Source organism: Corallococcus sp. M7 (assembly GCF_054512695.1).
In genome coordinates, this window is record NZ_CM137252.1 from 7,486,617 (window position 1) to 7,497,634 (window position 11,018).

11 protein-coding genes and 1 other RNA gene are annotated in these 11,018 nt (G+C 67.5%); 4 read left to right on the plus strand and 8 right to left on the minus strand.

Features of this window, described 5'->3' with window-relative positions; genetic code table 11:
- Positions 1-15: 15 nt before the first annotated feature.
- The gene (locus ACX114_RS29865; RefSeq protein WP_459290131.1) at positions 16-780 is read right to left on the minus strand and encodes a DNA alkylation repair protein; all 765 of its coding nucleotides are present in this window, start codon (positions 778-780) and stop codon (positions 16-18) included.
- 55 nt (positions 781-835) lie between these two features.
- Here ACX114_RS29865 and ACX114_RS29870 point away from each other — a divergent pair, with 55 nt between their 5' ends.
- Positions 836-1,408, plus strand: coding sequence for a hypothetical protein (locus tag ACX114_RS29870; RefSeq protein ID WP_459290133.1), 573 nt, complete (start codon positions 836-838; stop codon positions 1,406-1,408).
- 28 nt (positions 1,409-1,436) lie between these two features.
- Here the strand turns inward: ACX114_RS29870 and ACX114_RS29875 are convergent, their stop codons facing one another.
- From ACX114_RS29875 to ACX114_RS29885, 3 genes are all read right to left on the minus strand, one after another.
- On the minus strand, positions 1,437-2,024 hold the full coding sequence (locus tag ACX114_RS29875) for a hypothetical protein (RefSeq protein ID WP_459290134.1): 588 nt from the start codon (positions 2,022-2,024) through the stop codon (positions 1,437-1,439).
- A gap of 56 nt (positions 2,025-2,080) precedes the next feature.
- Positions 2,081-3,721, minus strand: a complete 1,641-nt coding sequence (locus ACX114_RS29880) for a hypothetical protein (protein WP_459290136.1) — start codon at positions 3,719-3,721, stop codon at positions 2,081-2,083.
- A gap of 186 nt (positions 3,722-3,907) precedes the next feature.
- The gene (locus tag ACX114_RS29885) at positions 3,908-4,279 is read right to left on the minus strand and encodes a hypothetical protein (RefSeq protein WP_459290137.1); all 372 of its coding nucleotides are present in this window, start codon (positions 4,277-4,279) and stop codon (positions 3,908-3,910) included.
- Between the two features lie 558 nt (positions 4,280-4,837).
- Here ACX114_RS29885 and nhaA point away from each other — a divergent pair.
- Both nhaA and ACX114_RS29895 read left to right on the plus strand, forming a co-directional pair.
- The gene (gene nhaA / locus ACX114_RS29890; protein WP_459290139.1) at positions 4,838-6,259 is read left to right on the plus strand and encodes a Na+/H+ antiporter NhaA; all 1,422 of its coding nucleotides are present in this window, start codon (positions 4,838-4,840) and stop codon (positions 6,257-6,259) included.
- Positions 6,260-6,482: 223 nt separating this feature from the next.
- Positions 6,483-6,620: a hypothetical protein gene (locus ACX114_RS29895; RefSeq protein ID WP_459290141.1), complete on the plus strand. Its 138-nt coding sequence runs from the start codon at positions 6,483-6,485 to the stop codon at positions 6,618-6,620.
- 127 nt (positions 6,621-6,747) lie between these two features.
- On the opposite strand, the gene ACX114_RS29900 is transcribed toward ACX114_RS29895, so the two are convergent.
- The 4 genes from ACX114_RS29900 to ssrA form a co-directional block, all read right to left on the minus strand.
- A complete protein-coding gene (locus ACX114_RS29900) occupies positions 6,748-8,475 on the minus strand; it encodes an FG-GAP-like repeat-containing protein (RefSeq protein ID WP_459290143.1) in 1,728 nt (575 codons plus the stop codon).
- A gap of 112 nt (positions 8,476-8,587) precedes the next feature.
- Complete coding sequence (locus ACX114_RS29905; protein WP_459290145.1) at positions 8,588-8,926, minus strand: hypothetical protein; 339 nt, start codon at positions 8,924-8,926, stop codon at positions 8,588-8,590.
- Positions 8,927-9,118: 192 nt separating this feature from the next.
- Complete coding sequence (locus ACX114_RS29910) at positions 9,119-9,415, minus strand: hypothetical protein (protein WP_459290147.1); 297 nt, start codon at positions 9,413-9,415, stop codon at positions 9,119-9,121.
- A 57-nt stretch (positions 9,416-9,472) separates the two neighbouring features.
- Positions 9,473-9,836: a transfer-messenger RNA gene (ssrA, locus tag ACX114_RS29915) on the minus strand.
- Positions 9,837-9,994: 158 nt separating this feature from the next.
- Here ssrA and ACX114_RS29920 point away from each other — a divergent pair.
- Entirely contained in the window at positions 9,995-11,002 is a 1,008-nt protein-coding gene (locus ACX114_RS29920) for a zinc-dependent alcohol dehydrogenase family protein (protein WP_459290149.1), read from the plus strand.
- Positions 11,003-11,018: the final 16 nt, after the last annotated feature.

Consider the following 11,018-nt stretch of genomic DNA (forward strand, 5'->3'; position numbering starts at 1 on the left):
GATTGCCAGGCTCTTTCACTTCATCACCGACGTCTTGTACTCCAGCGCCAGCAGCGCCTTTCTTTGCTCCGGATCCAGCCGTTCAATGGCATAGCGCAGGGTGTCCCGCTGCATCCCGGAGATGTTCTCCTGGATGAACGCCACCACCGCCTCCCGGTGGTGGTCCGCCGCCACCTTCAGCAGCCACCCCACGCTCTTCTGCACATACGGTTCTGGATCCAAAAGCAATCGGTGTGCGTTTCCGAGAATCACCTCGCGGGGCAGCATGTATGTGGATGATCGAATCCCGCGGCTCACGAACTTCACGAGCGCGACGTTCGCCGCCCTCCGACACCAGGGGGAACGGGATCCGGTCCAGTGCTGGATCCGGGTGAGCGCGGGCGTCCGGGTGAGGAAGAACGGGTACATCACCGTCAGACACAGGTCGTCGCACTGGGCCCAGTTCCAGACGGAGTGCTCCAACCAGTACCGGAAGCGGTCCAGCAGCGACTCGTTGAACGAGCGCCCCACCGCCTTGCGGATCATGGCGAACCCCAGCAGCACCTCCTCGTGGTGGGTCGCATGGGCAAGCAACTCCTCGGTCACCGCCAGACGGTCCTCGGGCGAAAGGCCCCGCTCCTTGCTGAACGCATCGGCGATGCGCCGCACCTCCGCGTTGGGGACCCCAAGGGCTCGAATGTCCGTGGGGAAGTAGCGGCGCGTCGCCTCGGCGAGACGAGGGTCACTCCGCGCCTTCAGGGTGCGTCGAAGCTCTTCGGTCCAGGCATGGGTCGCGCTCATCGGCCGCCATCCTGCACCAGTAGCGCGTGGGCACGGACTGCTAGGATGCCGCACCATGAGTGCGAAAACTGCTTCGAAGTCAGGCGGGGCCAGGATCCTCCTCCTTCTCGGCGTCATGGTGCTGGCGATGGGCGGTGGCATCTTCGCGGCGTTGAAGCTGCTCGGCGGCGGCGCGAGCAAGACCGACGTCGGAGGCCTGGAGGCGCTTGCTTCGGTGCAGGCCCAACTACGCCCGGTCGATGCGTGTCGCATCGAATACAACCAGTGGAGCAGGTCCCATCACCGGCAGATGCACCGGCGAAACGTCTTCATCACGTCCTGCGGTGCGTCTATCTGGAGCGCGAAGGTGGTGCTCCCCGAGGGGTGGTCGCATGACGCGCTCTCGTTCAAGGCGGAGCGCTCATCGGTGAAGGACGACTGGTCCATCCTGGTGGACACGCAAGCGGTGCCCTTCCCCGTCCTCGTCGCGGGGCTGGGAGAGCTCGCGCCCATCGTCGCGCGTGACGCCTCCGAGGCCCTGGCGAAGAGCCGGGCCGCCGAAGCGGAGGGCAATGCGAAGTATGAAGAGCACCAGCGCCAGCAGGAGCAGCAGCGGCGGCAGAACCAGGAGAGCTATCCCTCGCGGTGACGCGCGGGGGTCCTGGAAACCAGCCACGCTACTCCGCGAGCGGCAATAACGCGTCGATGAGCGGATCCTCGACGAAATGGATGGGTTCGTAGAAGGACTCGGACCTCAGTCCCGGCCACGCACCCATCCACTGGTAGGGGCTCAGCCAGACCGACCCCTTCGCATGATCCACCCGCAGCGCGCCCATCAGGCCTCGCTTGCCCTGCATCACGTTCACGCGCACCACGCGCAGGCTGCCACTGGAGACCCTGCCCAGGAGCGCACCGGATACAGCTCGCGCGGTCACGTCGTGTCCGGACGGCTCCAGCTGCATGACGGGGTCCTTGCAGTAGGTCGAACCGCGAGCATCCACCTTCAAGACCAGGAAGAGGACTCCGAACATGCCGAAAAAGAGGCTGGACAGGAACAGCCCGCTCCCGAAGGCCCCGAAGCTGAACCCTGGCCAGCCTTGCAAGAATCCGAACCCCACCGAGCACACCAGGATCATCGAACCGAAGATCTTCAAGAACGTCAGCCAGAAGCGGGCTTGGTTCAGCCGCCACAGGGTGAAGGTCTCCAGTGAGCGGCCCGTACCGAGCTCCACCCGTTCCGAGCGGCGCTCGCGTGTCGAGTTCATGCCGTCACGATACAGGCCGAGCGATGAAAAGCCTCGGCCCCCGGACGGCTGCCCGGCTACGGCGTGGTGAACGCGGCGCTGAACGTGGACGCGCTGGAGCCGGGCAGCCGCTCCAGGCTGATGGAGGGCGCACGCCAGGGCTCGAAGCCCGGCGAGCCATCCGCCGTCACGCGCAGGAAGTACGTGGAGGCGGGCTCCAGCGCGTCGGGCGGCAGGCGCAGGTACGTCCTGTCGCCGGGCACGTAGAAGCGCTTCGCGGGCGGCGTGACGAAGCTGTCGGTGAGCCTGGTGAGCGTCACACTGTAGGCCTTGGGCGTGCCCAGGACTGGCGGCTTCCAGCTCACCACCGGCTGGGTGGTGCCGACCGAACGCGACACATAGGCATCCACGCCGTCGATGCGCACCTCACGCGGCGGTGAGATCTTCGGCACGATGGGCCCCGCGATGAAGTGCTCCAACCGGTCGACGACGGTGATGGAGCCCGTGGGGTAGTGCCCCCTGGACCCCACGACGACCGGGGCCCCCGCGCGGAACGTATAGGTCGCGTAGCCCAGCACGCCCCAGGAGGCGGGATAGGGATTGCCGAAGGCCATCCGGCGGGTGATGACGCCGTCCTCGCCGCGCGGCAGGGTCAGGTTGAGCAGCTCTCCCTGGTAGCCCACCCAGCCATCCGCCAGGCCGTGCGGCACGGGCAGCACCTGGAGGATGGGCAGGCTGAGCGTCGAGTCCGGGTTCACGTCCGCGCGCCAGCGGGTGAACTCAGACAGACGCCACTCCATGGAGAACTCGCTCCGGGGCGTGGGCTGCAGGCTGCTCGTCAGCGACAGGGGCGTGGTGCCATCCGGCGTGAACGCGAAGGACGGCAGGTGCTGGCTGCTCGTCACCGTGGTGTAGGCCATGGGCGCGCCGCTCGGCAGCGTCCCCGACGGCACGGCGTTGAGCTGGTTGACGTACACCCGGTCGCCCTTCGCCGGGTCCAGGACGGGCAGCGGGTAGCCGGTGAAGCCCGTCAGGAAGGCGTCCGGGTCTTGATGGGACGTGGTGCCGGTCGAGGGCCACGCCGAGAAGTCGAGCGACGCGGCCAGGTCCACGTCGCCGCTGACCACCTGGAGGACCGTGCCCGGCGAGCTGATGGACTCATAGTCCTGCCAGGGGTCCATCTGGGACAGGTCCGCCGTCACGGGCGTGTAGGTGACCGGCGAATAGACGGCGTCCGGACGCCCCACGCGGTTGACGCCCAGGTCGAAGCGCCGCTCCCGGGTCAGGTAGTAGAGATGGTTGGAGCGGACGAAGAACTCCCCGTCCGGGATGTTCTCGAAGCGCATGCCACCCGGCACGGGCGTGCCCGAGCGCCGGTCGAAGCCCACCCCGCTCGGGTCGGGCACGAGGAGCTCCAGGTCGCGGGTGGACAGGTCCTGGGGAACCACCGTCACGCCGGTGCTCGCATGGAATCGGGAGTCGGCTGTCACCAGCACGGCGGTGTCGGGTACGCCCGCGTCCGGCTCCACCGGCCCCGCGTCAGGTTCGCCACAGCCCGGCAGCAGGTCCTCGTCGGCGACCGTCGCGGTGCCCTCGCGGGGGTCGCTCCACACGACGTCCGGACCCTTCACCTCATCCGAGGGAGGCCCTGCTTCCGCGCAGCCCAGCCAGGCCGCGCAGGAGGGAACGAGCAACAACGACAGACGGCGCAATGACATGACGGTCCCGGGAGGCATGCAATGGATTGACGGCCGGGCCGCAGCCCAGACCCGGCGCCCCCCTATACGCAGTGGGAGTTTTTCCCTGGCTCATTGAATTTCCCGGGATTATCCAGCGCGCCATCCCCTGGAGGAACCGCCCCCACCGGACCGCGTGGGGGCGGGCACGCGATGACCGGTCCACCGTCAGTTGCCGCGGTAGGTGGTGTTGAGGATGCCGATGCCCGCGGCTTCCACGTACAGGCTGACGGACGTGCCCTGGGTGGCGGCCTGGGTGGCGCGCTCGAACAGGCCCAGGCGCTCGGCCTCGCTGTATTCGTAGCCGCCGGCCGAGGCGCCCGAGCCCAGGTAGTAGTAATGCCCGACGAAGCTCCCTGTGCAGTTCGCCCCGGTGTTCACCTGCACGACCACGTAGCCCTGGCCGTAGGTGAGGTTGGGTTGCCGGCTGTACGTCGCCGCGCAGACGTAGCCATTCACGGTGATGGGGGCCGCCAGGGCCGTGCTGGCGAATCCGACCGACATCATCACCGCCGCAACAACGATGGACGCTCGCTTCATGGTGTTTGTCCCCTCATGCCGTTGGCTGACGCCTCCGCGCCCAGGATGGGCGTGGGGCTCCGGAAAAGCGTTTCTGCATTTCCGCTCGAAGCAACGTGCGGGACGGGATTTCCCCCTCACCTTTTTTTTCGCGTCGAAGTGAGCGAGAGCCGCTTCCGTGGACAGGACCTGGCCCTCGCCAGTACGACAAAGGGCAGGTGCATGTCTCCCGAGACCGCTCCGCGTTACACGCCAGGACTCAAGGCCGTCCCGTGCGGTCCAGGATGATCACGAGCACAGCGGCCAGGTCGCGATGCCAGCATCCGTCCTGGAGGACACAGGCGCGGGTGCACTTGCCCATACGCTTCGCGGCGAGCGGTCAGCCATCAGCCCCCCCAATGAAGAAGGGCGCTTCACTCGCCGAGCGACTGGCTGCCGGACCGAGCTGGATGTCTCGACGTGCTGGAGGTTCTGTGGAAAGGTGCCCGCGCTTCATCAAGGGTGCGGCGATGGACGCCGCAGGATTGAGGATGGTCGGGCCGCCATCCCGGCCGGCGAGTGAGCCGGCGGGGATAGCGTATGTCGACGAACTCCGCACCGGGGCAAGGCCCTCTTTCGTCACCACCTCCCGAGGCTTGGGAACCATTCCTGCGAATTGCTCGGCTCGCCGGGCGTCCCCTGGATCGCTTCCTTCACATCGAAGCGGCGAGCGGAATCCTTCTACTCATCGCGGCCGCGGTCGCGCTCGTCTGGGCCAATTCGCCCTGGGCCGAGGGCTACGTCCACTTCTGGCATACCCCTGTCGGCGTGAGGCTCGGCGGCTTCACCTTCGAGCGCAGCCTTGAGTGGGTCGTCAACGATGGCTTGATGGCGATCTTCTTCTTCGTCGTGGGCATGGAGATTCGCCGCGAGGTGCACCAGGGCGAGCTCTCCGAGTGGCGCCGCGCCGCATTGCCCGCGGTGGCAGCGCTGGGCGGGATGGTCGCGCCCGCTGGGCTCTACCTCCTGCTCACGACTTCCCCCGAGGCGCGTGCGGGCTGGGGCGTGCCCATGGCCACGGACATCGCCTTCGCAGTCGGTATCCTCACGTTACTGGGCAAACGCGTCCCCGCGGCGCTCCGGGTACTCCTGCTCGCGCTCGCCGTCATTGATGACCTGGGCGCAATCATCGTCATCGCCCTCTTCTACTCCTCAGGCGTAGCGATGTCGGGATTGGGTGTTGCCGTGCTCGGGTTGGGTGGCATCTTCTTGATGCAACGCTTTGGCGTCCGGTCGCGGGTGGCCTATGTCGTTCCGGCGTTCGTCACCTGGGCGGGCGTTTACGCGGCTGGCATCCACCCAACGATTGCAGGCGTCATCGTCGGGCTCATCACTCCCGTACGCGCCTGGTTGGGCCCGAGCGGCTTCGTCGAGGACACCCGAAGCACGCTGGACGAGATATCACGAGGCGAGCCGAGCACGCTCTCTTCACACGAACTCGCCAGTTCCCTCCAGCGCGTCAGTGCGGCACGCCGCGAGGCCATGTCGCCGTCGGAGAGCCTGATTCAAGCACTTCACCCCTACGTCGCGTTCGGCATCATGCCTCTCTTCGCCTTGGCGAACGCGGGTGTCACCGTTTCCAGCGGGGCACCGGGCGGAGGCGCATGGGGTGTAGCCGTAGCCGTCGCGGTAGGCCTCGTCGTGGGCAAGCCCTTGGGAGTCTGCCTCGCCTGTGGACTGGCTCTGCGCCTGGGGTTGGGGACGCTTCCGCGAGGCATGAAACCAAGGGACCTGGTCGTCCTCGGCGTCGTCGCGGGCATCGGGTTCACCATGTCCCTGTTCATCGCGCAGCTCGCCTTCAGCGCGCCCGAGGTCCTCGCGGCGGCCAAGCTGGGTGTACTGTCGGCGAGCGGCATCGCAGCGGTCCTCGGTCTCGTCCTTGGCCGGCTGCTGCTGCCCGCAGCCGGAAGGCCGGGAGCCGCCACGACCGCGGACGAGGCGGAGAAATCGACGGACTTGTAGAGCCGTACGCTCGGGGCGCACGGCGAGATTCAGACGGCCATCTGAGGTCCAGGGTGGCCGAGAATTTCGCGGAGGACTCATCCGCGAGCGGCGCGCCCCGCACCTGGGGCTGCTTCATCAGCGTCTGGGTGTTCCCTGTCGAGCCAGCGGTGACGCCGCGGGTCAGCACCTGACCGGTCTGCCCATCCCGGACCACGACTCGACGTCCCCCATGGACGTCCCGATGAACTTGCCATCCCGCGCGCGAGCCCTCACGACCAGCCGGGTCGCCGAAGCGGAGGGCAACGCGAAGTACGAAGAGCAGCAGCGCCAGCAGGAGCAGCAGCGGCGGCAGAACCAGGGAAGCTACCCTTCGCGGTGACGCGCGTCGGTCCCGGTGCGGGAGTCGCCAGCCCGACCGCCCGACAGGACGATGGCCATGCGGCCCCCGAGTGTTGCCCGGAGCGGCGTCCTCGCGAGGACAGCGCCACTCCGGTGACTCCGAGGGGCTACGGCGCGAGGGCGTTCGCATCGAACGTCTTGCCCAGGAAGACCTGGGTGCCCAGCGGGCGGCTTCCCACCAGGTCGACCTTCCCGTCGTGGTCCACGTCTCCGATGAAGCGTGGGAAGGCGGCCTGCCAGCTTCCGCCGGTGACGGTGAAGTTCTTCAGGACCCGCTGCGCCGGGAGGAACGTCGTGCCGGTGGAGAACGAGACCCAGACGTAGTCATGGCCGAACCCGATGATGTCCGCGCGGCCATCCGCGTTGAGGTCGCCCAGGTACCGCGGGTAATCCGCCGTGGCCCAGCCTCCCACGCTGGGGTCCGCTCCGTAGTCGGCGAGCCAGAGGGCCGGCGGCGCGAAGGAGGCGGTGGTCGCGGTGGAGGTGGACAGCGCCACGATGACGCCCCACTCCGAGAAGCCCACGATGTCCGCCTTGCCGTCGCCATTCACGTCGGCGACCCGGCGGGGGTGGCGCACTCCGTCCCAGCCGCCCTGCGCGGCGGAGCTGCCGAACGCGGCCAGGGCCAGCACGGGGGCCGCGAACTGCGTGCTCGCGGTGCACAGGGCTCCCGTGCACTGCGACAGCGAGACCACGGTGCCACTGCCGCTGAAGCCGATGATGTCGTCGGTGCCGTCGCCGTTGACGTCCGCGAGCATGCGCGGCGCGGCCAGGGCGCTCGGCCAGTTCGGGCTGGCGTGGTGGAAGCCGGCGAAGCTGAATGCGCCCGGCGTGAAGCTGAAGCCCGTGGAGTAGGAGAGCGAGACACCGTTCTCGCCGAAGCCGACGATGTCGGCCCGGCCGTCTCCGTTGACGTCGCCAACGGAGCGGGGGTGCAGGGTGCCGCTCCAGCCCGCGCTGGTCCCGAAGTCCGCCAGCCAGACCTGGGCCACCTGGAAGGTCCGCTGCGAGGCGTTCGCCGCGGCCACGCGCACGCCGTTGCTGTGGAAGTAGATGAGCTCGTCGCCTGCGACCCCATCCACGTCCGCCAACTGGCGCAGAACCTCCCCGGGGGGCTCATCACCCAGGGTCCAGAACTGGTCGGTCCAGCGCCTCGGGCCATACACGCTGGCCACGCCCACCTTGTCGAACGCGCTCAGGGTCTCGGACATATTGCTGTTGCAGGCATTCATGGACTGCATGAGTGAGTCTCGGTCGTAGCGGGTGTACGCCTGACCGAGGTTCACGTTCGCGCTGCACGGGGCCTGGGCGTCGTCGCGGTGCTGCTCGTGGTTGAAGCCCAGCACGTGCCCGAGTTCGTGAGAGGCGAGATATTGCAGGCGGCTGAGCCGGCCCGAGAAGTGGGTCCCGGGCAGGTCGATGTAGCCCGACCTGCCCTGCGATGGCAGGCGAAAGGCTGCCGCCATCCCCACGCTCACAATGCCTCCTCCGCTATCCGTGGGCGCGCTCGGTATCAACTCGAGGCGGACGTACTTCGTGGTGCCCGTGGTGGGGCACCCCTCGGTCCAGGTGAATCGGACCTGGGATTCGAACTCCCAGGTGCGCGCGAGGGACTCCTTCATGAGCTGCTTGTCCACGTCGTAGCCGGGGGTCAGCCAGCAGACCGGGATGACCGGGTCCGTGAGAGACCAGAGCTGGACTCCATTCTCGGAGTAGAGCGCATCCGACTTCACGGAGAGGTCCGGCTCCCGCACGGGCGCCTGGACCTCTCCACCACATCCATTGATGACAACTCCAGACACCGCGAGCCACAGGGCACGTCGAAGCACCGACACGAAGGTTCTCCCCAAGGGGTTGGAATGGGAGACGGCAACCCCTTTCGAGTGGGGCGGGAGCCTACTGCTTGCCAATCCGCGCGGCGATTCGTCAGAGGAGCGCGATAGCCCGTCAGTTGCCGCGGTAGGTGGTGTTGAGGATGCCGATGCCCGCGGCTTCGACGTACAGGGAGACGGATGTGCCCTGGGTGGCAGCCTGGGTGGCGCGCTCGAACAGGCCCAGGCGCTCGGCCTCGCTGTATTCGTAGCCGCCGGCCGAGGCGCCCGAGCCCAGGTAGTAGTAATGCCCGACGAAGCTCCCTGTGCAGTTCGCCCCGGTGTTCACCTGCACGACCACGTAGCCCTGGCCGTAGGTGAGGTTGGGTTGCCGGCTGTACGTCGCCGCGCAGACGTAGCCATTCACGGTGATGGGGGCCGCCAGGGCCGTGCTGGCGAATCCAACCGACATCATCACCGCCGCAATAACGATGGACGCTCGCTTCATTGTGTTTGTCCCCTCATGCCGTTGGCTGAGTCCTCCGCGCCCAGGATGGGCGTGGGGCTCCGGAAATGCGTTTCTGCATTTCCGCTCGAAGCAACGTGCGGGACGGTTTTTCCCCCTCACCTCTTTTTCGCGTCGAAGTGCGGGAGAGGCGGACACCCTCTACTCAGGGGTGTCGCCGGCAATCTGCTCCACGTTGGTGATCACCAGGGTCTTCTTGAAGAAGTCCACCACGTATCTGGCGCTCCAGCCCTCCACGCGCACAACGGTGGGAATCTGTGGGCGAGGCACGACTGGATCCACCAGACGCGGTACGGGATAGCCGCGCACGGCTGCATCCACCTTCACGGCTTGCTCCAGGCGTTCGCGAACAGCCTCTGGCAGCGCATCCAGCTTCGCCCGGACGGAAGCGCCACAGGTGACGGGGCAGAGGTCGTCGTACGGCGTCACGTTGCTCACGGTGGCTCCCGGGCAAAAGAAAAAGCCTGGCAACCCGTACTGGATTGCCAGGCTTCACTGTGGAGGCGGAGGGAATCGAACCCTCGTCCGAAAGCCGTCGGCTCTTCGACCCTACGTGCGTAGTCCGCGATTTGCTACGTCACCAGGGCTCCCACGGACGGGATACCTGATGCCGGTCCTGGAAAGATCTCGTCACCTCGGGCCCAGGCACCCTTGGCGACCAGTCCGCATTATGACGGCCCATCCCTACCCCACGGACCGAGAGCAGGGGGACCGCGCACTAGAGACTGCTAGTTAGGCAGCCAGCGCGAGCTCAACGTTGTCGTTGGCTTTTGTGTTGTTGTCGGAAGTTTTACGAGCACCCAACAAGCTCGGCACGCGTCTCGAACGTCATTGCCCCCGTCGAAGCCAGGTCGCCCCCGGTTCGATGTACGTCATGCGGCCCCATCTGCTCCGCACTCGTCCTACATTAACCGCTGAACGCCCTCCGTCAATCCTCCTGAAGCCTTGGCGGACGCTCCCGCATCATCTCCTCCCCTGCCTGCCCCCCAGGCAGCCCCCTCTTCCGGAGTCACATCCATGCAGGCGTATGAGCTCCATACCCCCACCGGCTCCTCCAGTTGGACCCTCGTGGAGACGCCCCAGCCCCAACCGGGCCCCGGCCAGGCGCTCGTCCGCATCCACGCTGTCTCCCTCAACTACCGCGACCTCATCATCGCCCGCGGCACCTACCCCGGCCTCAAGCTCCCCCTCATCCCCTGCTCCGACGGCGCCGGCGAGGTCGTCGCCGTGGGCTCCGGCGTCACCCGCGTGAAGCCCGGCGACCGCGTCGCCCCCACCTTCTTCCAGGTCTGGACCGACGGCGAGCGCACCCCGGAGAAGGTCGCCCACGCGCTCGGCGGCGGCGTCCCCGGCGTGCTCGCGGAGTACGTCTGCCTGGACGCCGAAGGGCTGGTGCTCCTGCCGGACTGGCTCTCCTACGAGGAGGGCGCCACCCTCCCCTGCGCCGCCGTCACCGCCTGGAACGCGCTCGTCCCCCAGGGCGGCCTCAAGCGCGGACAGACCGTGCTCGCGCAGGGCACCGGCGGCGTGTCCATCTTCGCCCTCCAGTTCGCCCACTTCTTCGGGGCCCGCGTCCTCATCACCTCCAGCCAGGACGACAAGCTCCAGCGCGCGAAACAACTGGGCGCGCAGGGGCTCATCAACTACCGCCAGACGCCGGACTGGGAGGAGGAGGTGCTCACCCTTACCGGCAACCAGGGCGTGGACCATGTGCTGGAGGTCGGCGGCGCGGGCACGCTGCCCCGCTCCATCACCGCCGCCAGGGAGGGCGGCCACATCGCGCTCATCGGGCTGCTCACCGGTGCTCCCGGCAAGCCGGACACCACGGCCACCGGCGCCAAACGCCTGCGCGTCGTCAGCACCTACGTGGGCAGCCGCGAGATGTTCGAGGACATGCTCAAGGCCATGACGCAGGAGAAGATCCGGCCCGTCATCGACCGCGTCTTCCCCTTCGCCCAGGCCCGCGAGGCGCTCCAGTACATGGAGTCCGGCGGCCACTTCGGGAAGATCGTCATCACCCTGTGAGGCATGGCTCTGGCGC